The following is a 20,731-nucleotide window of genomic DNA, read 5'->3' on the forward strand; positions in this document are numbered from 1 at the left end:
CCCCGCGCCCCGCGCCCCGCGCCCCGCGCCCCGCGCCCCGCGCCCCGCGCCAAGATCGTGCCCAACCCAGGAAGTAGTGGCCTCCGACCGCTGGGATGGCACTCGATCCTGGATCGAGTGCCATCCCGGTGCTCGATCCAGGATCGAGCACGATCCCGCGGTGCGCAGGGCACGGGTCGGCGGGGACCCGGCGGGGTAAGCACCTACGGGTGCGGGGGCGGGCGATCCTCCTCGGGGCCGAGGGCGGGCCCCGCACCCGTTCCTAGCGTGGAATCAGCGCGGCGGATCCGCCGCAGAGTGGGAGTACGACGATGAGTCGCAAACTGGTCCGGCCCCGCCAGGGGCGCATGCTCGCGGGTGTCTGCGCCGGCCTGGCGCAGCGGTTCGGCCTGTCGGCCGGGTTCGTCCGGCTGCTGTTCCTGCTGTCCCTGCTGCTGCCCGGCACCCAGTTGATCATCTACCTGATCCTCTGGATCCTCATGCCCAACGAGGACCGCTACCTCGCCCCCACCCACCACTGACACTCCGCGCGCGCCCCGACACCGTCGGGCCGGCCGCTTTCCCCGCCCGGCCGCCCGCCGGAGCCTGCCACCCGCCGGAGGCCAGCCGCCCGCCGGGCGGGACAGCGCCCGGCCAGCAACATCGGGGAAGTTGCTGGCTCCGCCGCGCCTGAAGCAGCAACCTCCCCGAACCAGCCGCCTCGCGCGGCGCGGGAAGGGACAGGCGACAGCGCGGCGCGGGCCTGGACAGGCGACAGCACGGCGCCCGCCCCGGATCTCGGGGCGGGCGCCGGGTGCGTCGAAGGGGATCAGGGAGCGGTGTAGGTGACCGTGATCTTCTGGTAGCCGAGGGAGCGGAGCAGGCCCTCCAGCATCTTGCGGGTGTTCTCCTCGGCCCGTGCGGTGAGCCCGCTGTCCCGGGCGGCGGCGGTGATCCGGTCCTCGGCCAGCCGGTAGACCTGCTGCTGCCGGTTGGGGTTGCCGGCCACCAGGTCGTTGAGCCGGTTGATCAGGCCGCGCTCCTCGGCGAAGACGTAGCTCTTCTCCAGGTCGAGGTTGGTCTCCCCGAGCTGCGGCGCGGGCAGCTTGATCTCCACGGACTTCTTGTCGGCCGACTCCACGATCGCCCCGTCGGCGATCTTCGAGAAGTCCACGTACGCCTCGACCCGGCCGGCCCCGACGAACAGGGTCCGCTCGTTGAGCAGGAAGTCCGGCACGTTCCTCCGGTCGTTCTGGAGGTCGACCACCACCTGGAAGTCGCCCTCGGCGGCGACGTAGCGGCTGAGGTCCCGGATCGACTTGAGCAGCGGCGGCTGGCTGCGGTCGGTCTGCTCCTTGGCGAACGGGTTGCGGAACTCCGGCAGGATCCCGGTGGCCTGCACGCCGAGCAGCACCACCACGGCCAGCGCGGCCGCGCCGAGCACCCAGAGCAGGCCGCGGGCCGGGCCACCCGCCGACGGCGGGGCACCCGGCGCGGGGTCGGGTGTGCCGTCCGACCGGGCCCGCAGAGCATCGCCGGTCGGGTATTCCGGGAACTCCCTGGTGGGCTCGTTGGTCTCACCGTCGCGGGCCATCGCCCTCACCGTCCTTGTCAGACAAAGCGCCTGAAGATGACGGTAAGGCCCCGGTACGATACCCGCTCGCCGAGCCGGGGCGGAGGCGAGAACCGCAGGTCAGGCGAACGCGGAGAGCCCGGTCAGCCGCTGCCCGATGACCAGCTGGTGGATCTCCGAGGTGCCCTCGTAGGTCAGCACGCTCTCCAGGTTGTTGGCGTGCCGCATGACCGGGTACTCGCCGGAGATCCCATTGGCGCCGAGGATGGTGCGGCACTGCCGGGCGATCGCCAGGGCCTCCCGGACGTTGTTCAGCTTGCCCACGCTGACCTGCTCGGGGCGGAGCTTCCCGGCGTCGGCGAGCCGGCCCAGGTGCAGCGCCAGCAGCAGCCCCTTGTTCCACTCGACGGCCATGTCGGCGAGCTTGGCCTGGGTGAGCTGGAAGCCGGCCAGCGGCCGGCCGAACTGGGTCCGGGTGGTCGCGTACGACAGGGCGGTCTCCAGGCACTCGCGGGCCGCGCCGAGCGCCCCCCACACGATGCCGTGCCGGGCCTCGGTGAGGCAGCTCAGCGGCGCCTTCAACCCGACCGCCTCGGGCAGCCGGGCGTCCGCCGGAAGCCGGACGTCGTCGAGGACGACCTCCCCGGTCAGCGACGCGCGCAGCGACATCTTGTGCCGGATCTCGCGCGCCGTCACCCCGGGCGTGTCCATCGGTACGGCGAAGCCGCGTACCCCGTCGTCGGTACGCGCCCAGATCACCCCGACATCGGCGATCGGCGCGTTGGTGATCCACATCTTGGTGCCGGTCAGGATCCAGTCGTCGCCGTCCCGGCGGGCCCGGGTGGCCATCGAGGCCGGGTCGGAGCCGTGGTCCGGCTCGGTCAGCCCGAAGCAGCCGATCGCCTCGCCGGCCGCCATCGCCGGCAGCCAACGCTGCTTCTGCTCCTCGCTGCCGTAGCGCCAGATGGCGTACATGGCCAGCGAACCCTGCACCGAGACCAGCGAGCGGACGCCCGAGTCGCCGGCCTCCAGCTCCAGGCAGGCCAGCCCGTACGCGACGGCCGACGCGCCGGCGCAGCCGTACCCGGGCAGGTGCATGCCGAGCAGGCCGAGCTTGCCGAACTCGCGCGCCAGCTCGCGGGCCGGCACCTGGCCGTCCTCGTACCAGCCGGCGACGTGCGGGCGTACCCGGTCGTCCACGAGCTGGCGCACGACGGCGCGGATCTGCCGCTCCTCGTCACCGAGGGACGCGTCGATGTCCAGCAGGTCGAGGGGTGCGCTCATGGCCGCCACCTTAACGAAGACTCAGGGAGAGGTCACTCGCCCTGCGGGCTGAGCACCAGCACCCGGGCGTGGATCTGGTTGCGCTGCTGGAGCGCCGCGCGCAGCGCCCGGTGCAGGCCGTCCTCCAGGTAGAGGCCGCCGTTCCACTGCACCACGTGCGGGAAGAGGTCGCCGTAGAAGGTGGAGTCCTCGGCGAGGAGCTTGTCCAGCGCCAGCTCCCGCTTGGTGGTGATGAGCTGGTCCAGCCGCAGCGGACGCGGTGGGATCTCCGCCCACTGCTTGAGCGTGAGGTTGTGCTCTGGGTAGGGACGCCCGTCCCGGACCGCTCTGAAGATCACGGCACGCTCCCCTCCCCCAAGGCCGGGCCCGCCCCGACGCCCCGCCGATCACAGCGGGCGCTCCGGGGCAGCTGATGATGTCCGTGCCAGCCTAGCGGCACCCGCCACACCGCGTTTTACTCCCTCATGTCGGGTTCCACCCCGCCGACACCCCGGGGCCGGACCGGGCGAACCAGCTCAGCTCCAGCGGCCGCGCCGGACCACCTCGTCCATCGGCCGCCGCCCCCGACGCAGCGACGGTGACCGGTGGTCGGGCGCCCGGTAACCGATCGTGATCGCGCCGATCGGCTGATAGTCGTCCGGCACCCCGAACGCCTCCCGGTACGCCCCGAGCCGCTGCGGCGGGATGCCGAAGAAGCACGCCCCCAGCCCCTCGTCCACGGCGGTGAGCAGCATCAGCAGCGCGGCGAACCCGGTGTCCACGTACCAGTAGGGCACCGGCCAGCGGTCCTCGGCGCGATCCGCCCAGCCCTTGTCCGGCTCGGTGTACCGGTCCAGATAGGCGGAGCGGTTGGCGTGCGGCACCACGATCAGCGGGGCCCGGCGCATCCCGGCCAGCCAGCGTTCCCGGCCGCCGCTACCCGGGGTGGCCGCCGCCCAGAACCGCTCCCGGTCCGCCGGTTCCTCCAGCACCAGGAAGCCCCAGCCCTGGGCGAAACCGGCCGAGGGCGCCCGGATCGCGTGTTCCAGCAGCCGGTCCACCACCTCCGGCGGGACCGGCCGGTCCGGGTCGTAGTTGCGGACCATCCGGCGGCGCCGGACGACGTCGGCGAACTCCATGCTCAGGCCCCGGGCCGGACGCCCCAGGCACCCCGCCAGGTGTCGCCGGGAGCCAGCGCGATCAGGTCCCGCCCCGAGCGGAACGCGTCCGGCGGGCAGGTCATCGGCTCGATCGCCACCGACCGGCGCCGCCGCTCGCCGCTGAGCGTGTCCCCGGTGAAGACCTGCCACCAGCCGAACTCGCGGTCCGCCCAGACCTGCAGCCTGGCCGCGTCATCAGGCGCGGCGAGGCTCACCGCCGAGCCGCCGTCGGCGTCCCGGACGACGTCACCGAAGGTCACGTCGAGCACCGCGTCACCGATCGGGCGGGGCTCGGTGAAGTCGTACTCCGTGCCGGCCACCGGGGTCACCCCGATGGGCAGCAGCCGGCTGTCCACCATCACCCGGGTACGCGCCGGCACCCGCAGCGACGCCTCCGCCACGGCGGTCTTGGGGAGGCGCAGGTAGGGGTGCACCGAGAAGCCGACCGGCGCCGCCTCGCCGGCCAGGTTCGTCACCTCGTGCTCGGCCCGCAGCCCGTCCGCCCCGACCCGCCACCGGGTACGCAGCCGCAGCGGCCACGGGTAGCCGGGGCGCGCCGGCAGGTCGTACCCGACCGTGACGCTGTCGTCCGCGCGCTCGACCAGGTGCCAGGACACCCAGTTGACCAGGCCGTGGATGGCGTTGTTGCGGCTCGGCTCGCTCACGTCGAGCTGCAACGACCGCTCGCCGAAGGTGTACGCGCCGTCCCGGATCCGGTTCGGCCACGGGGCCAGCACCTGCCCGGCCCCGCCGGGGCAGAGCTCGTCCGCCGCGTACCCGTCGAGGTGGTCCACCCCGTCGTGCCGGTACGCCCGCAGCCCGCCACCCACCTCGACGACGACCGCCTCGTGACCGTCGGCGGCGATGGTCCACTGTGCCCCCGACGGTGACTGCCCTACCCCGTTCCCCATGCCGCCGACCCTAGTCGATGCGAGGAAGGGCCCCCGGTCAACGCCTGCGGCCGCGGAGGGCATCCTTCCCGACACCTGGGCCGCGGCACCAGGCCGGCGTACGACGGGGTCAGCTGCGGTCGGACGCCGTGGTGGCGGCGCGATAGCGGAGCAGGGCCGGGAAGGCCACCACCAGCACCACGGCGAGGACGGCCGAGACGAGGCCACCGCCCACCCAGGCGACGCCGGCGCCGAAGCCGGCGGCCATCGTGCCGGCCCGCAGGTCGCCCAGGCGCGGGCCACCGGCGACCACCACGGTGTTCACGCCCTGGAGCCGGCCGCGCATCCGGTCCGGCGCGTAGACCAGCAGCATCGACTGCCGCAGCACCGAGCTGACCAGGTCGGCGGCCCCGGCCAGACCGAGCAGCAGCACCACCAGCCAGAGTTGGCGGGCCAGCCCGGCCAGGGCGATCGCGACGCCCCAGCCCACCACGGCCAGCACCAGCGCCAACCCCTGCCGGCGCAGCCGGCCGATCCAGCCGGAGGTCAGGCCACCCAGCATCGCGCCGATGGCGATGGCGCTGTAGAGCCAGCCGACCGCGCCGCCGCCACCGAGCCGCTCCTGCGCCACCTCGGGGAAGAGCGCCCGGGGCATGGCCAGGACCATCGCGATCAGGTCGATGGCGAACGACAGCAGCAGCACCGGCGTGGTGGCCAGGTAGCGGAAGCCGTCGACGATGCTGGCCAGTCCCGCCTTCCGCGGCGTGCCGTCGCCGTCCGGGTCCGGCTCGGGCGGCATCGCCGGCAGGCGCAGGGTGGCCCAGAGCGAGACGGTGAACAGCAGCCCGTCCACCGCGTACGCGATCGGCAACCCGACGTCGATCCGCCAGCTGGCGAAGATCAGGCCGGCGGTGAGCGGCCCGAAGACCGAGGCCGCGGTGAAGGTGGTGAAGTTCAGCGTGCTGGCCGCCGGGACCAGCTCGGCCGGCACCAGGCGCGGCAGGATCGCGCTGCGGGCCGGTGAGGTGATCGCGAAGGCGATCGACTGCACCGCCACCAGGGCGAGCAGCAGCGTCGGGCTGCCCACCCGGAACAGCGACTGGAGCAGCAGGCCCAGGGTCGACGCCCAGAGCAGCCCGCCCGCGGCGAGCAGCACCTGGCGCCGGTCCCGGGCGTCGGCGACCGCGCCGCCCCACAGCCCGAAGACCAGCAACGGCAGGAATCCGGCCACGCCCAGCAGGCCGACCCAGAACGAGCCGCCGGTCAGGGAGAACATCTCCACCGGTACGGCGACCGCGGTGAACTGGAAGCCGAACATCGCCACGCCGTTGCCGAGCCACACCCGCCGGTACGCGGGCACCCCCAGCGGGCGCAGGTCGATCGCCCAGCGGCGCGCTCCGCGCGGCCGGGCCTCCTGCACCCCGGTCACGGCGCCAGCCGCTCGGTGACCCAGTCGCCGCCCTCGGTACGGCGGAACCGCAGCCGGTCGTGCAGCCGGCTGACCCGGCCGTGCCAGAACTCCACCGTCTCCGGCCGGACCCGCAGCCCGCCCCAGTGCGGTGGCGCGGGGATCGGCTCGACGTCGGCGAACCGTTCCGCCGCCGCCCGGTACGCCACGTCCAGCGCGGCCCGGTCGGGGACCACCTGCGACTGAGTGCTGGCCCAGGCCCCGAGCTGGGAGCCGCGCGGCCGGCTGGCGAAGTACGCCTCGGTCTCGGCCCGGTCGACCTTCTCCACCCGCCCGGTGACCACCACCTGGCGCTGCATCGGGAACCAGGGGAAGACCAGGCTGATCCACGGGTTGGCGGCCGCCTCGGTGCCCTTGCGGGACCCGTAGTTGGTGTAGAAGACGAAGCCCTCCGGGTCGTACCCCTTGAGCAGGACGGTGCGGGCGCTCGGGCGGCCCGCGGCGTCGGCGGTGGCGACCACCATGGCGTTCGGCTCCGGAAGCGGGTACGCCACCGCGTCGGCGAACCAGCGGGCGAACTGGGTGTGCCAGTCCGGCGCAAGCTCCGATTCAGAAAGGCCCAGGTCGGCGGCGTACTCGTTACGCATGCCCGCCGGGGCCGGTGTGTCGCCCGTCACTCCGTCTTCCCCCTCGTCGGGGCGGCCGCGTCCCCCGACGCTGGCCAGACCCCACCGCCCAGTCTGGCCCAGGCCGTGAGCTTGTCCACCCCGGGGGATGTCGCGTGCAGCACAGTCGCAGCGGGTCGCGCACTTGGTTACCGAGCAGGCAAGATGGCACGAACACATCCCTGAGGGTCGCCTAAGAAGCCGGGCCGGATGAGTCCGTGCGGGGCGCACCGAGCCGGAAGCCAGGAGACGACATGTCCGACTTCAAACCGGGCCTGGAAGGCGTCGTAGCCTTCGAGACCGAGATCGCCGAACCGGACCGCGAGGGCGGGTCGCTGCGCTATCGCGGCGTGGACATCGAGGATCTGATCGGGCAGGTCTCCTTCGGCAACGTCTGGGCACTGCTGGTCGACGGGCGCTTCGGCCCGGGCCTGCCGCCGGCCGAGCCGTTCCCGGTGCCGGTGCACTCCGGCGACATCCGCGTCGACGTTCAGTCCGCGGTCGCCATGCTCGCCCCGTACTGGGGCCTCAGCCAGCTGCTCGACATCTCCGACGAGCAGGCCCGCGAGGACCTGGCCCGGGTGTCGGTCACCGCGCTCTCCTTCGTCGCCCAGTCCGCCCGCGGCCTGGGCCTGCCCGCCGTGCCGCAGAAGGAGATCGACAAGGCGGAGACGATCGTCGAGCGCTTCATGAAGCGCTGGCGGGGTGAGCCCGACCCGCGGCACGTCAAGGCCGTCGACGCCTACTTCATCTCGGCCGCCGAGCACGGCCTGAACGCCTCCACCTTCACCGCCCGGATCGTCGCCTCCACCGGCGCAGACGCCGCGGCCTGCATCTCCTCCGGCATCGGCGCGCTCTCCGGCCCGCTGCACGGCGGCGCGCCGTCGCGGGTGCTCAGCATGCTGGAGGCGGTCGAGCGCAGCGGCGACGCCGAGGGGTACGTCAAGGGCGTCCTCGACCGGGGCGAGCGGCTGATGGGCTTCGGCCACCGGGTCTACCGGGCCGAGGACCCGCGCGCCCGGGTGCTCCGGCGCACCGCCAAGGAGCTGGGTGCGCCCCGCTTCGAGGTCGCCGAGGCGCTGGAGAAGGCCGCCCTGGCCGAGCTCCAGGCCCGCCGGCCGGACCGAGTGCTCGCCACCAACGTCGAGTTCTGGTCGGCCGTGGTGCTGGACTTCGCCGAGGTGCCGGCGCACATGTTCACCTCGATGTTCACCTGTGCCCGGATGGGCGGTTGGTCCGCGCACATCCTCGAGCAGAAGAAGCTGCAGCGGCTGGTCCGCCCGTCGGCCCGGTACGTCGGCCACGGCCCGCGCAAGCCGCAGGAGGTCGAGGGCTGGGACGCCATCCCGCACGGCGTCTGATCCCGCGTACCCCTCGAAGGGCCTCGTCCGGCGCGGACGGGGCCCTTCGCGCATCGCTGTGGCGCATCCCTCACCGCCGGGTGTGGGACCAGCCGCCGGGCCCGGTGGTCCGGGTGGGAGGATGAAGGCCGGCAGTGCCGCCGGACCGGGTTCGGATCCCGGCTCCCCGCGCGCCCCCGCGCGGCCGTCGTCGGTCCGCGCCCGCTGAAGGGCCCGTTCTCGCAGCCCACGCGGAAGGATCGAGACAACCGTGGCTGACGCACCGACCATCCGGATTCCCGACGACATCAAGCCCGCCGACGGACGCTTCGGCTGCGGGCCGTCCAAGGTCCGTCCAGCGGCGGTCTCCGCACTTGCCGACGTCGCCACCAGCTACCTGGGCACCTCCCACCGGCAGAAGACCGTGCGGGACCAGGTGGCCCGGCTGCGCCGGGGCATCGCCGAGTTCTTCGCCCTCCCCGAGGGCTACGAGGTGGTCCTCGGCAACGGCGGCACCACCGCCTTCTGGGAGGTCGCCGCCTTCGGCCTGATCCGCGACCGGGCCCAGTTCGCCAGCTTCGGCGAGTTCGGCGCCAAGTTCGCCAAGTCGGTCAAGGACGCCCCGTTCCTGGGCGAGCCGACGATCCGCAAGTCCGAGCCGGGCAGCGCGCCGGCCCTGGTCGCCGAGGCGGGCGTGGACGTCTACGCCACCCCGCACAACGAGACCTCCACGGGCGTGGCCGTGCCGATCAGCCGGGTGCCGGGCGCCGACGAGGGCTCCCTGCTGCTGGTCGACGCCACCTCCGGCGCCGGCGGCCTGGAGGTCAACGTCGGCGAGACCGACGTCTACTACTTCGCCCCGCAGAAGTGCTTCGGCTCCGACGGCGGCCTCTGGCTGGCCCTGATGTCGCCGGCCGCGCTCGCCCGGGCCACCGAGATCAAGGAGTCGGGTCGCTACATCCCGGCCTTCCTCGACCTGGTCACCGCGATCGACAACTCCCGGCTGGAGCAGACGTACAACACGCCCGCGCTGGCCACCATCTTCCTGGCCGCGGAGCAGACCGACTGGATGAACGCCCAGGGCGGCCTGGCCTGGGCGGCCAAGCGCACCGCCGAGAGCGCCGGCATCGTCTACGGCTGGGCCGAGCGGTCCGAGTTCGCGACGCCGTTCGTGGCCGACCCGGCGGTGCGCTCCAACGTGGTCGCCACGATCGACTTCGCCGACGGGGTAGACGCCTCGGCGATCGCGAAGGTGCTGCGCGCCAACGGCATCGTCGACACCGAGCCCTACCGGAAGCTGGGCCGCAACCAGCTGCGGATCGCGCTGTTCCCGGCCGTCGAGCCGGCCGATGTGGAGGCGCTCACCGCGTGCGTCGACCACGTGGTCGAGCGACTCTGATCACCTGGTGACGCTGGGTGGCCGTCGACGCCCCGACGGCCACCCACCGTGATCATCGCCGCAGGTCAGTCGCGACATGCCGGGGTGTCGCATCCCCCACCTTCGGGTAGATGAGCGTACGGTGGTGCGAGACGCCCGGGTGGCCGGCTCGTGGCGTGACGGCCAGCGAAGCGGGACGGAGGCAAGCACATGCGCCCAGTACGCTTCGTCGCCCTTTCCGAGGACGGCCAGGCTCTGGTGCTCGCCGACGAGGTCGGGCGCCTGCTCGCCCTGCCGATCGACGAACGCGTCGCCTCGGTGCTGCACTCCGATCCCGGCGCGGCGCCCCTCGCGGTGGTGGCGACCGCCGCCGATCCGACGCCGTCGCTCTCTCCCCGGGACATCCAGGCCCGGATCCGCTCCGGCGAGTCCGCCGAGGACGTCGCCCGGATCGCCGGCGTCCCGGTCGACCGTGTCCTGCGCTACGCGGGCCCGGTGCTCCAGGAGCGGGCCATGCTCGCCCAGCACGCCCGGCGGACCAGGCTCAAGGGCGCGGAGAAGCCGACCCCGCTGGCCGAGGTGGTCAACGGCCGGCTGGCCCAGCACGGGATCGACACCGAGAAGATCTCCTGGGACGCGTACCGCCGCGACGACGGCACCTGGCGCATCATCGCCACCTGGCCGTCGGGCAAGGCCACGGCGCAGGCGGTCTGGGACCTCGACAAGACCCGGCAGCACGTCACCCCGCACGACGACATGGCGCAATACCTGTGCGCCGAGCGGCCCACGCCGATCCTCGGCCAGGAGCCGGCGCCGGAGCGCGGCGGCCACGCGCTGCCCGGCCCGTCGCGTGGCGAGCCGAGCCGGGGCGGGCACGGCCTGCCGGCGCCCGCCGAGCACCCCCGTCCGGGGCGGGACCCGATCCGGGCCGGCCGGGACGCCCTGCTCGCCTCGCTGGACCGGCCACTCGGCGGCACCCCCGGGCGCGGTCTCGACACCCGGTCCCCGGCCGCCCTGGCCGGGTCAGAGGCGCCCCGCCAGCGGGCGGTCTCCGGCGGTGCGGCGGCGCTGCTCGGCGGTGGGCCCGGTTCGGCGTTCGACGACGACTCGGACGCGCCGAAGGAGGTCCCGGCCGTACCATCGCTGGCCGTGCTCCGGCCGCGACGCACCGGCGCGGCGGCGGCCACCGGCGGAGGCGAGTCGGCGGAGGCCGGCGGCAAGCCGCGCAAGCGGCTGCCGAGCTGGGACGACGTCCTCTTCGGCAGCGGCCCGGCGGCCCGCGAGTCGTCCTGATCCACTCGGGCCACCCTGGTCACGAGAGGCACTCGAAGTGCCCGCGTGCCAGGGTGGACCCATGGAGTACACGAACCTGGGACGCACCGGTCTCTCGGTGAGCCGGCTCTGCCTCGGCACCATGAACTTCGGGCCGCAGACCGACGAGCCGGACAGCTTCGCCATCATGGACCGGGCGCTGGAACACGGGATCAACTTCTTCGACACCGCGAACGTCTACGGCTGGAAGCTCGGCGAGGGCGTCACCGAGCAGATCATCGGGCGCTGGTTCGCTCAGGGCGGCGGGCGCCGCGACAAGGTCGTCCTGGCCACCAAGGTGTACGGCAAGATGGGCGAGTGGCCCAACGAGCAGGGCCTCAGCGCCCGGCACATCATCCGGGCCTGTGAGGAGTCACTGCGCCGGCTGCAGACCGACACCATCGACCTGTACCAGATGCACCACATCTCCCGGACCACGCCGTGGGAGGAGATCTGGCAGGCCATGGAGACCCTGGTCGCCCAGGGCAAGGTCTGCTACGTCGGATCGTCCAACTTCGCCGGTTGGCACATCGCCCGGGCGCAGGCGGCGGCAGAGCGGCGTAACTTCCTCGGCCTCGTCTCCGAGCAGTGCATCTACAACCTGCTCACCCGCCACGTCGAGTTGGAGGTGATCCCGGCCGCGCAGGAGTACGGGCTGGGCGTCATCCCCTGGTCGCCGCTGCACGGCGGGCTGCTCTCCGGGGTCATCCGCAAGATGGCCGAGGGTGGCGCCGCCCGCGGCACCACCGGCCGGTCCGCCGACGCGCTCGCCGCGCACCGGTCCACCATCGAGGCGTACGAGAAGCTCTGCGCCGACCTCGGTCACGACCCGGCCGACGTGGCGCTGGCCTGGCTGCTCTCCCGGCCGGGGGTGACCGCCCCGATCGTCGGCCCGCGCACCCTGGACCAGCTCGACCGGAGCCTCGGCGCGCTGGCGGTGGACCTCGACGAGGCCGCCCTGAAGCGGCTGGACGAGCTCTTCCCGCCGCTCGGCAACGGCGGCCCCGGCCCGGAGGCCTGGGCCTGGTGACCCCGTCCGGGCCGGCCGGGCAGGTCCCGGCTCGGCCCGGGCGCGGCCCCGGTCAGATGGGCCAGGCGGCGAGGCGGTCGTAGGTGGAGCGGGAACCGGGGTGGCTGCGGACCAGCACCAGTTCCTCCGCCGGCCATTCCGGGCCGAGGTAGTCGTGCAGGGCCTCCCGGTCGGCCAGGACCTCGGTGCGGTCGATCCGGTCGCCGGGGCGGGCGATGGTCAGGTGGGCCCGGAAGGGCTTCTCGTCGTGCGGCAACTCGGCCCGGCGCAGCCCGAACCGGATCAGCCGGGCCAGCATGGCCAGATCCTCGACGTCGCCCCGGACGTCCACCCAGAGCACGGTGAACCGCCCGCGCCCGAAGCTGCCCCCACCGCCGAGCCGGAGCCGCGGTGCGGCGTCCCGGCCGTCGCGGAACGTCTCGGCGGCCAGCCCGAGGGCGCTCTCCACGTCGACCAGTCGGTCCTCCGGCACGTCGCCGAGGAAGGCCAGGGTGAGGTGGGCTTTGGTCGGGTCGGCCAGCCGGACGTTGGTGCCGGCGGCGGACGCGACGCCGACCCGCAGCCGGGCCACCTGGGCGGTCAGGTCGTCGACCGCCGGCCGGGGCGGGTAGACCGCGACGAAGAGCCGCACCGGCGCCGCCGTCAGCGGTGCCGCTGGTGGTGGCCGGGGCGGGCGGCGGGCAGGGTGAGCCCGGCGGCGTGCAGCAGCCCCTCCACCCGGACCCGCTCGATCTCCCGGTCGACGCCCTCGAGGTCGGCGAGGTGCTCGGTGATGCCCAGCGCCCGGCAGGCGGCGCGCAGCCGCTCGTCGTACGCGTCGATGACCGCGCCGTGCCACACCACGGAGCGGTCGGCGGCGGCGAGCCGGTGGCCGCCGAGCCGGCGCAGGTCGACGGCGAGCTGTTCCAGCGGGCGCCGGTCCGCCCGGTCGAGCTCGGTGAGGTCGATGTCGCGGGTGAGCGAGTCCGCCTCGATGGCCCGGTCCAGCCGGGCGATGGTGCGCCGTGCCCGGCGCTGCTCCCGCCACTCGGCCCAGCCACAGGCCACCCGGTCGATGATCTCGTCGGCGCAGAAGATCAGCGCGAAGGCGGCGGGCAGGCAGCAGACGGCGAGGATCGCCAGCATCAACAGCAGTCCCCGCCCCACTCCCACATATCGACGCTAAGCCGCCTCGTGGCGCCCCGCCACCCGTTTGCCGAGATCCGGCCGGAATGAATAAGCCAGCGGCCGCCTTCCTCACCCGGCCCAGCGTCAACCGGGCCCCCTGCTACGCATCAGGCGTTAACAGGGGACCCTTCCGTGCCCCTCACTCGGCGCGGGGCGAAACCACGTAGAAGCGGGGCATCGGCAGCACCCGCATCCGCAGCCGGGCGCCGGAGCGGCGCAGCTGCCAGGTGAGCGCGAGGATCGCGGCGGCCAGCGAGATCAGACCACCGATCCAGATGCTCGCCCCGGCGCCGTACGTCTCGGCCACCCAACCGATGATCGGCGCGCCGACCGGGTTGGTGCCGAGGAAGACCAGCACCCAGAGCGCCATGACCCGACCCCGGAACGCGGCGTCCACGCCGAGCTGGACCCGCTGGTTCGCGGCCTGGGCGAAGAAGACCATGAAAAACCCGGTGGGCAGCAGCAGCGCCACGACCAGCCAGTACGACGTGGAGAGCCCGACCAGCGTGCCGAAGGTGGCGCAGCCGACCGCCGCGCCCAGCACCAGCCACACCGTGGGACGGCTGCGCCGCCCGGTGCCGGCCAGGGCACCGATCAGCGCGCCGACCGCGAGGGCCGTGGTGAACAGGCCGAACGAGGCGGCACCGGTGTTGAACACCGTCTTGGCCAGCGCGGCGAGGGTGAGCTGGAAGTTGAACAGCGTCATCCCGGTCACCGACATCAACGCCATCGGCAGCAGGATGTCCGGGCGCCGCGCGACGTACCGCAGGCCGTCCACCACCCGGGCCTGGTCGCGCTCGCCGGCCGGCGGCAGGTCCTTGCGGTACAGCTCGCTGGTACGCATCCGCACCACGTTGACCAGCGGGGCGATCGAGCTGAACGCGGTGATCAGGAAGACCGGGCCGACGCCGAACGCGGCGATGGCCAGGCCGGCAACGGCCGGGCCGAGGATCCGGGCGGAGTTGAAGGTGGCCGCGTTGAGCGAGAGCGCGTTCGGCAGCAGCGGCATGCCGACCAGCTCGGAGACGAACGCCTGCCGGACCGGGGTCTCCACCGCGTTGAACACGCCGAGCAGTGCGGCGAACACGTAGACGTGCCAGAGCTCAACCAGCCCGGTGACCACCAGGAGGCTCATCGCCAGCGCCAGCACGGTCCAGAACACGTTGGCGATGAACAGCAGCATCCGCTTGTCGTACCGGTCGGCGAGCCGGCCGGAGAACAGGGTCAGCAGCAGGACGGGGGTGAACTGGAGCGCGGTGACCACGCCCAGCGCGGTGGCCGAGTTGCCGGTGAGCTCGAGGACGAGCCAGTCCTGGGCGATGTACATCATCCAGACGCCGATCAACTTGATCAGCTGTCCGGTGGCGAAGAGTCGGTAGTTGCGGACTCGTAGGGACTGGAACATCGTGCTGAGCTTGGCCTGCACGCTAGGTGCGCCTCCTCGCGTCGTCGGGTACGCCTCATCCACGGCGGACGAAGCGGACCGCACGACGCGGTCGGCTCAGGCGCGAGCGATCCCCTGGAGGATGTCGGCGGCACGCCGCAGCGTGTCGCGTTCCTCCTCGGTGAGCTCGGCCAGCCGGTTGGCCAGCCACTCGTTGCGGGCCCGCTCGAACTGCTCGAGCACGGCCCGTCCTCCCTCGGTCGCCGCGAGGATGACCTGGCGGCCGTCGGTCGGGTGGGGGGTGCGCTGCACGAGGCCGCGCTCCTCCAGCTTCGCGATGGTCTTGGTCATCGTGGGCGGCTGCACCCGCTCGATGTCGGCCAACTCCCGCGGAGTCAGGGCACCCGCCAGGTTGAGGCTGGTGAGCGCCGAGATCTGGCTGAGAGTCAGATCGCCGACCGGGCGGGCCTGCCGGACCCGCCGGTTGAGTCGGGTGATCGCATCACGCAGCTGAGGGGCCAGCTGCGCCGGTGGCACGCGTTTCGCCGTCACCGTCCACTCCGTCACACTAGTTAGCTTAGCTAATGAGCCTGGCTAACGACATGCGATATGACCAGGCTCACCAGAAGATCGACTTTTCCCCGCGTCAAGACACCACGGACTCGATCGGCCCGCGCAGGAAGTACAGGATGAACAACAACGCCACGGCGTACAACAGGGGGTGGATCTCCGCGGCCTTGCCCCGGGCCAGTTTGATCACCACGTAGGTGATCACCCCGGCACCGATGCCGTTGGAGATGGAGTAGGTGAACGGCATCAGCACGATGGTGAGGAACGCCGGGACGGCCACCTCGTAGTCCGCCCAGTCGATGGTCCGCACCGCGGTCATCATCAGGAAACCGACCACCACCAGCGCGGGCGAGGCGGCCTCGAAGGGCACCACCTCGGACAGCGGTGCCAGGAACATGGCCAGCAGGAAGAGGCCGCCGGTGACCAGGTTGGCCACCCCGGTCCGGGCACCCTCCGCGACCCCCGCCGCGCTCTCTAGGTACGACGTGTTGCTGGAGATGCTCGCCGCACCACCGGCCGCCGCGGCGATCGAGTCGACCAGCAGGATCTCCCGGGCCCGGGGCGGGGTGCCACGCTCGTCCAGCATGCCGCCCTCCTGGCCGATCGCGACCATCGTGCCCATCGTGTCGAAGAAGTCCGTGATCAGCAGGGTGAAGACGAACATCAGCGGGACCAGCCAGCCGACCCGGCTCCAGGAGTCCAGCACGTCGAACCGGCCCAGCAGGGAGAGATTCGGGACGTCCACGATCTTCGCCGGCAGGGTCGGCACGTTCAACGCCCAGCCCTTCGGATTGGGCCGGCCGTTGACCAGGTTCGGGCCGATGTGGCCGACCGCCTCCACGATGATCGCGAGCACCGTGGAGAACAGGATGCCGATCAGGATCGCACCGCGTACCCGGCGCACCACCAGCACCAGCGTCAGCAGCAGGCCGAGCACGAAGACCAGCGTCGGCCAGCTGACCAGCTTGCCCCCGATGCCCAGGCCGACCGGCACGGTCGTGTTCGCCACGTCCGGCACGCGCCGCACGAAACCGGCGTCGACGAAACCGATGATGGTCAGGTAGAGGCCGATGCCGACGCCGATCGCCGTCTTCAGCTGGGTCGGCACCGAGCGGAACACCGCGGTACGCAGCCCGGTGAGCACGAGGATGCCGATGAGCACGCCCTCGATCACCACCAGCCCCATCGCGTCGGCCCAGCTCATCTGCGGCGCGATCTCGAACGCCACCAGCGCGTTCACGCCCAGCCCGGCGGCCAGCGCCAGCGGGAACCGGGCCACCACGCCCATCAGGATGGTCATCAGGCCGGCCACCAGCGCGGTCGCCGCGGCGAGCGCCGGGATGCCGAGCTTGTGACCGTCGCCGTCGACGGCGCTGCCCAGGATCAGCGGGTTGAGCACCACGATGTACGCCATCGTGAAGAAGGTGGCCAGGCCACCGCGTACCTCCCGACCCGGGGTGGAGCCGCGGGCGGTGATCTCGAAGAAGCGGTCGAACGCGGTGCGCGGGCCGGCCGGCTCGCGGGGCGTGGCGTTGTCCGGTGGCGATATGGCCATCAGGTCCTCGCAGGTGTCGACCGGCGTGCGCATCGTCCCAGATCACCGGCGGGCAGGACAGGATGATCGCGTACGCTGTGCCCGTGCCTCAGGAGCAACCGCCGCGGCCCGAGCCGCTCGACCCCCCGATGGTGCCGATCGCCGTCACCGGGCTGATCGTCTGGGCGGTGGTCGGCCTGGTGCTGCTGGTCTTCTTCCGCGGTTGGCTCACCGAGCACGGGCACCAGAACTGGCTCTGGACCTGCCTGGCCGGTTTCCTGTGGGGCTTTCCCGGTCTCGCCGTGATGATGCGGCACGACGCCAACCGGCGCCGCCGCCGGGAGGCCGCAGCCCGTCGGGGCTGACCCGGCCCTCCCTCAGGCCGACCCGTCAGGGGTGGCCGTACGGCTCCGCCGGCTCGGCCGCCTCCACCGAGCCGGGGGCCCGGCTGACCGACACCGCCTCGACCGCGCTGTCGTCGTAGACCGTGGGCAGCTCGTCGACCGGGGTCTCGGCCGTCTCGGCCAGCGTCTCCGAGTGCGCGCCGCAGCCGTGGTCGGCACTCACCACCCGGCCGTCGTCGGGCGCGTAGAAGTTGCCGCAGGCGCCGAAGGACTGCCGCAGCGCGCCGGCGAGGGGGAGGTAGAAGCCGCAGGTGCCGCAGCGGGCGGCGGCCGGTGCGGCCACCGAGATCGCGGCGTGCGGGCCGTGGTCGCCGTCGTACCAGCGCTGGGCGGCCTCCGAGCGGCCCTCCCGGGACAGCACCCGGGCCCGGCCCAGGCCCAACTCCCACGCGGTCTCCTCGACCGCCGGGTCGTCGGAGAGCAGGTAGCCCGGGGCGAGGCGCTCGTCGTCCGGCGGGGTGGGCAGCAGGTCACCCGGGCCCAGGTCGCCCGGCTTGAGCCGCTCCTGCCAGGGCACCCAGCCCGGGGCGAGCATCGCGTCGGAGCCGGGCAGCAGGACGGTGTCGCAGATCGTGACGTGCCGGCTGCGTGGCACCCGGGTCACTGTGACGGCCCAGCGCCAGCCGCGGTATCCGGCCAGCCGGCACTCGAAGTAGTGGGTGACGAGCCGGTCGCCCTCGGCGACGGCTTGGAGGTGATCGCCGATGTCGGCGGGGTCCACCTCGGTGATGGCGTCGCGGGCCACCTCGACGGCAGCGGCGCAGACCTGGTCGAGCCGGGGAGCGCGGGCGGAGGCGGGCCTGGTCACCTGCCCATTGTTCCCCATGCCCACGGTCGACTGACAGGCACTCCCCGGAGTCGTTCTCGCCAGGTGGTGCGGCACAGGTCGATCAGATGGGTCAGGATGGGGGACATGCCGCTGTCCTCCCGCTCCGGCCGGTCCGTCCTCGGGCGGACCGTCGGCACCGGCATCCGCGCCACCCGCCTGCTGCTGCGCGGCTCTGTGCGCAGCGGGCGGTGGATGACCCGGCGGGCCGGCTCGGCCCGGGCCCGCAGCGCGGGCAACGAGGTGGGCATGGTCCGCCTCTTCGACCTGCACGCCCTCTCCTGTGCCGGGGACACCCTGATCGCCATCGGCCTGGCCGGGACGATCTTCTTCGACGTGCCGCTCGGTGAGGCGCGGAACAAGGTCGCGCTCTACCTGCTGGTGACCATGGTGCCGTTCGCCATGCTCGCCCCGGTGGTCGGGCCGCTGCTGGACCACTTCCGGCACGGCCGCCGGTACGCCCTGGCGACCACCATGCTCGGCCGGGCCTTCCTCGCCTGGCTGATCTCCGACTACCTCGGCAGTTTCGGGCTCTATCCGGCGGCGTTCGGCGTCCTCGCCCTCTCCCGGGCGTACGGGGTGGCCCGCTCGGCGGCCGTGCCCCGGCTGCTGCCGGAAGGATTGGGGCTGTCCCAGGTGGGGGCCCGGGCGAGCGTCTACGGCACAGTGGCCGGCGGGCTGGTCGCCCCGCTCGGGTTGGCCACGTTCTGGTTCGGGGCGCAGTGGCCGCTCCGGGTGGCCTCGCTGATCTTCCTGGTCGGCATGGTGATCGCGCTGCGCCTGCCGCCCCGGGCCGACTCCGAGCCGCCGGAGCGGGTGCCGCAGCCGTTCCGGGCGCTGCGCCGCCGCGACGGAGAACGGCCGCTGGGCCGGGGTCGCCCCGCCGGCCGCCTGGTGATCGCCACCCTGCTCGGGGCGGCGGCGCTGCGCGGGGTGTACGGCTTCCTGCTGCTCTTCCTGGCGTTCGCCGTCAAGGCCGGCGACCTGACCACCGACTTCTTCGGCCGGGACCTGGGCGCGCAGGGCGCGCTGGGCCTGGTCGGCGGCGCGCTGGCGGTGGGCACCTTCCTGGCCACCGCGATCGGCACCCGGCTGCGGATCCACCGGCCGGCCGCGATCCAGTCCAGCGGCATGATCATCGTGGCCGGGGTGGCGGTGCTGGCCGCGTTGAAGTTCTCGCTGCCGCTGGTGGCGCTGCTCTGCCTGGTCGCCTCGCTGATGAGCGGGATCGCCAAGCTCGCCGTCGACGCGTCGATCCAGGAGCGGATCCCGGAGCGGCTGCGGGCCAGCTCCTTCGCCCACTCGGAGACCGCGCTCATGCTCGCCTTCGTGGCCGGGGGCGGGCTCGGGCTGGTCCCCTTCACCGGCCGGATCGGGATCGCGGTCGTCGCCTGCGTCGCGACGCTGGTGGCCGCGCGCGGCCTGCTGGTGGCCAGCCGGCTGCGCAACGAACGCCTGGTCGGCCGGCCGCTCGGGGACGAGGAACTGGCCGCCGAGCAGACCGAGCCGACGCAGCAGTTGGCTGACTCCGCGCCCACCTCGCCGGCCCCCGTCCACGCCGCCGCGCCCGCCCCGGCCGACGACGACGGCCTGGCGCCGCCCGGCTTCCACATCTACCGCCCCTCCTCCTCTCCCGTCGGCGGGGGCGGGGCCGAGGAGGAGAACCGGCAGGGGCCGCGGGGGCCCGTCACGTGACCGAGCGGAGCGTGAGCGGGCTGCTGGTGGTCACCGCGGTACCCGCCGAGGCGGAGGCGATCGGGGCGGGGCTGGCCGACCCGACGGTCACGGTCACCCCGGTCGGGGTGGGCCCGGCCGCCGCCGGGGCCGCCACCGCCCGGCTGCTGGCGCTCGCCGAGGCGGCCGGGCGGCCGTACCGGGCGGTGGTCAGCGCGGGCATCGCCGGCGGCTTCGTCGACCGGGTGGCAGTCGGCGGCACCGTGCTAGCGACCCGGAGCGTGGCGGCGGACCTGGGCGCCGAGTCGCCGGAGGGCTTCCTCCCGATCGAGGAGCTGGGCATGGCGCCGGAGCTGCTCGGCGTCGGCAGCACCATACCCGCCGACCCGGCGTTGCTGGACGCCCTGCGTGCGGCCCTACCGGAAGCCACCCTCGGCGCAGTGCTCACGGTCAGCACGGTGACCGGCTCGGCCGCCAGCACGACGGCTCTCACCGCCCGGCACCCTGACGCAGTGGCCGAGGCCATGGAGGGGTACGGCGTCGCCGTGGCCGCCGCCCAGGCCGGCCTGCCCTTCGCCGAGCTGCGCACGGTCTCCAACCCGATCGGCCCACGCGACCGCGGCGCCTGGCGGATGCGGGAGGCGTTCGCCGCCCTCACCGCGGCGGCGGCCGCCCTACGCTGACCGGCCGCTCCAGCCGCAACGCGGCGGGCCGGCTCGCCTCCAGCTCGAACCCGCACCGGAGCAGGAAACTACTGCTACCACCGCCCTCGGCGAGGGCGCTCACGGAGCTGACGCCGGCCCGGTCCAGCTCGGCCGAGAGCGCGTCGACCAGCCGACGCCCGATGCCCAGCAGACGGTACGCCGGGGCGACGAGCACTGCGTCGAGCACCAGCTCCCGCTCGCCGGCCGGATAATGCCCGATCATCAGGTCGACGCTGCGCTCGTGGGCCCGAAGCTCACCGATCAGCTCCCCGTCGGGCAACTCGGCGATGAAACGCCAGGCGGTCGACGGGGACCGTTGGATCGACGTAACGGCGGATGGCGCAGTCCCGCCGCACCCGATCGCGATGCCGCTGTCGATCCCGCTCGCTCCGGTCCAACGCGTATGTCAGGGCCGGCAGGGCTGGCCAGCGTTCGGGCGGGACGTCGTACCAGGGCGCCCACCAGGCGCCG

At 73.3% G+C, this 20,731-nt stretch carries 22 protein-coding genes; 8 read left to right on the plus strand and 14 right to left on the minus strand.

The features are described 5' to 3' along the window. Nucleotides 1-311 precede the first annotated feature (311 nt). The gene (locus FXF52_RS16215) at nt 312-521 is read left to right on the plus strand and encodes a PspC domain-containing protein (RefSeq protein WP_148797743.1); all 210 of its coding nucleotides are present in this window, start codon (nt 312-314) and stop codon (nt 519-521) included. A gap of 287 nt (nt 522-808) precedes the next feature. Here FXF52_RS16215 and FXF52_RS16220 read toward each other — a convergent pair whose 3' ends face one another. The 7 genes from FXF52_RS16220 to pdxH form a co-directional block, all read right to left on the minus strand. Beyond that, nucleotides 809-1,573, minus strand: coding sequence for a DUF4230 domain-containing protein (locus tag FXF52_RS16220; RefSeq protein ID WP_148797744.1), 765 nt, complete (start codon nt 1,571-1,573; stop codon nt 809-811). 99 nt (nt 1,574-1,672) lie between these two features. After that, nucleotides 1,673-2,836 (minus strand): acyl-CoA dehydrogenase family protein, encoded by a 1,164-nt coding sequence (locus FXF52_RS16225; RefSeq protein ID WP_148797745.1) that lies wholly within the window; start codon nt 2,834-2,836, stop codon nt 1,673-1,675. Nucleotides 2,837-2,868: 32 nt separating this feature from the next. Beyond that, nucleotides 2,869-3,174, minus strand: a complete 306-nt coding sequence (locus FXF52_RS16230; RefSeq protein ID WP_091113285.1) for a type II toxin-antitoxin system VapB family antitoxin — start codon at nt 3,172-3,174, stop codon at nt 2,869-2,871. A 177-nt stretch (nt 3,175-3,351) separates the two neighbouring features. Then, on the minus strand, nt 3,352-3,954 hold the full coding sequence (locus FXF52_RS16235; RefSeq protein ID WP_148797746.1) for a nitroreductase family protein: 603 nt from the start codon (nt 3,952-3,954) through the stop codon (nt 3,352-3,354). Between the two features lie 2 nt (nt 3,955-3,956). Next, nucleotides 3,957-4,886, minus strand: coding sequence for an aldose 1-epimerase family protein (locus FXF52_RS16240; protein ID WP_148797747.1), 930 nt, complete (start codon nt 4,884-4,886; stop codon nt 3,957-3,959). 109 nt (nt 4,887-4,995) lie between these two features. After that, nucleotides 4,996-6,294: an MFS transporter gene (locus FXF52_RS16245; RefSeq protein ID WP_148797748.1), complete on the minus strand. Its 1,299-nt coding sequence runs from the start codon at nt 6,292-6,294 to the stop codon at nt 4,996-4,998. Beyond that, nucleotides 6,291-6,920 carry a pyridoxamine 5'-phosphate oxidase gene (pdxH, locus tag FXF52_RS16250; RefSeq protein WP_187413536.1) on the minus strand — a complete coding sequence of 210 codons (630 nt, stop codon included), beginning with the start codon at nt 6,918-6,920 and terminating at the stop codon, nt 6,291-6,293. Before pdxH ends, FXF52_RS16245 begins: the two co-directional genes overlap by 4 nt. Before the next feature lie 272 nt (nt 6,921-7,192). Between pdxH and FXF52_RS16255 the strand changes: the two genes are divergently transcribed. The 4 genes from FXF52_RS16255 to FXF52_RS16270 all read left to right on the plus strand — a co-directional run bounded on the left by FXF52_RS16255 (nt 7,193) and on the right by FXF52_RS16270 (nt 11,997). Beyond that, nucleotides 7,193-8,299: a citrate synthase 2 gene (locus FXF52_RS16255; RefSeq protein ID WP_148797750.1), complete on the plus strand. Its 1,107-nt coding sequence runs from the start codon at nt 7,193-7,195 to the stop codon at nt 8,297-8,299. Between the two features lie 250 nt (nt 8,300-8,549). Next, the gene (gene serC / locus FXF52_RS16260) at nt 8,550-9,677 is read left to right on the plus strand and encodes a phosphoserine transaminase (protein WP_148797751.1); all 1,128 of its coding nucleotides are present in this window, start codon (nt 8,550-8,552) and stop codon (nt 9,675-9,677) included. Nucleotides 9,678-9,866: 189 nt separating this feature from the next. Beyond that, nucleotides 9,867-10,949 carry a septation protein SepH gene (gene sepH, locus FXF52_RS16265; RefSeq protein ID WP_148797752.1) on the plus strand — a complete coding sequence of 361 codons (1,083 nt, stop codon included), beginning with the start codon at nt 9,867-9,869 and terminating at the stop codon, nt 10,947-10,949. Between the two features lie 61 nt (nt 10,950-11,010). Beyond that, a complete protein-coding gene (locus FXF52_RS16270) occupies nt 11,011-11,997 on the plus strand; it encodes an aldo/keto reductase (RefSeq protein WP_148797753.1) in 987 nt (328 codons plus the stop codon). A 52-nt stretch (nt 11,998-12,049) separates the two neighbouring features. Here the strand turns inward: FXF52_RS16270 and thpR are convergent, their stop codons facing one another. From thpR to FXF52_RS16295, 5 genes are all read right to left on the minus strand, one after another. Then, on the minus strand, nt 12,050-12,628 hold the full coding sequence (gene thpR, locus FXF52_RS16275; RefSeq protein ID WP_148797754.1) for an RNA 2',3'-cyclic phosphodiesterase: 579 nt from the start codon (nt 12,626-12,628) through the stop codon (nt 12,050-12,052). 11 nt (nt 12,629-12,639) lie between these two features. Then, nucleotides 12,640-13,149, minus strand: coding sequence for a hypothetical protein (locus tag FXF52_RS16280; RefSeq protein WP_148797755.1), 510 nt, complete (start codon nt 13,147-13,149; stop codon nt 12,640-12,642). A 154-nt stretch (nt 13,150-13,303) separates the two neighbouring features. Then, complete coding sequence (locus FXF52_RS16285; RefSeq protein ID WP_148797756.1) at nt 13,304-14,590, minus strand: MFS transporter; 1,287 nt, start codon at nt 14,588-14,590, stop codon at nt 13,304-13,306. A gap of 75 nt (nt 14,591-14,665) precedes the next feature. Beyond that, nucleotides 14,666-15,115: a MarR family winged helix-turn-helix transcriptional regulator gene (locus tag FXF52_RS16290; protein WP_187413531.1), complete on the minus strand. Its 450-nt coding sequence runs from the start codon at nt 15,113-15,115 to the stop codon at nt 14,666-14,668. Nucleotides 15,116-15,194: 79 nt separating this feature from the next. Continuing rightward, the gene (locus tag FXF52_RS16295) at nt 15,195-16,673 is read right to left on the minus strand and encodes an NCS2 family permease (RefSeq protein WP_148797828.1); all 1,479 of its coding nucleotides are present in this window, start codon (nt 16,671-16,673) and stop codon (nt 15,195-15,197) included. A gap of 83 nt (nt 16,674-16,756) precedes the next feature. Between FXF52_RS16295 and FXF52_RS16300 the strand changes: the two genes are divergently transcribed. Further along, nucleotides 16,757-17,017, plus strand: coding sequence for a DUF2530 domain-containing protein (locus FXF52_RS16300; protein WP_148797758.1), 261 nt, complete (start codon nt 16,757-16,759; stop codon nt 17,015-17,017). A gap of 25 nt (nt 17,018-17,042) precedes the next feature. On the opposite strand, the gene FXF52_RS16305 is transcribed toward FXF52_RS16300, so the two are convergent. Further along, nucleotides 17,043-17,882: a DUF3027 domain-containing protein gene (locus FXF52_RS16305; protein ID WP_148797759.1), complete on the minus strand. Its 840-nt coding sequence runs from the start codon at nt 17,880-17,882 to the stop codon at nt 17,043-17,045. 87 nt (nt 17,883-17,969) lie between these two features. Between FXF52_RS16305 and FXF52_RS16310 the strand changes: the two genes are divergently transcribed. Together FXF52_RS16310 and FXF52_RS16315 are read left to right on the plus strand one after the other, a co-directional pair. After that, entirely contained in the window at nt 17,970-19,577 is a 1,608-nt protein-coding gene (locus tag FXF52_RS16310) for an MFS transporter (RefSeq protein WP_148797760.1), read from the plus strand. An 11-nt stretch (nt 19,578-19,588) separates the two neighbouring features. Further along, complete coding sequence (locus tag FXF52_RS16315; protein ID WP_148797761.1) at nt 19,589-20,239, plus strand: futalosine hydrolase; 651 nt, start codon at nt 19,589-19,591, stop codon at nt 20,237-20,239. On the opposite strand, the gene FXF52_RS16320 is transcribed toward FXF52_RS16315, so the two are convergent. Next, complete coding sequence (locus FXF52_RS16320; RefSeq protein ID WP_187413532.1) at nt 20,211-20,540, minus strand: GNAT family N-acetyltransferase; 330 nt, start codon at nt 20,538-20,540, stop codon at nt 20,211-20,213. The genes FXF52_RS16315 and FXF52_RS16320 overlap by 29 nt on opposite strands. Between the last annotated feature and the right edge of the window lie 191 nt (nt 20,541-20,731).

The sequence above is a fragment of the Micromonospora sp. MP36 genome (assembly GCF_008119785.1).
Taxonomy (GTDB): Bacteria; Actinomycetota; Actinomycetes; order Mycobacteriales; family Micromonosporaceae; genus Micromonospora.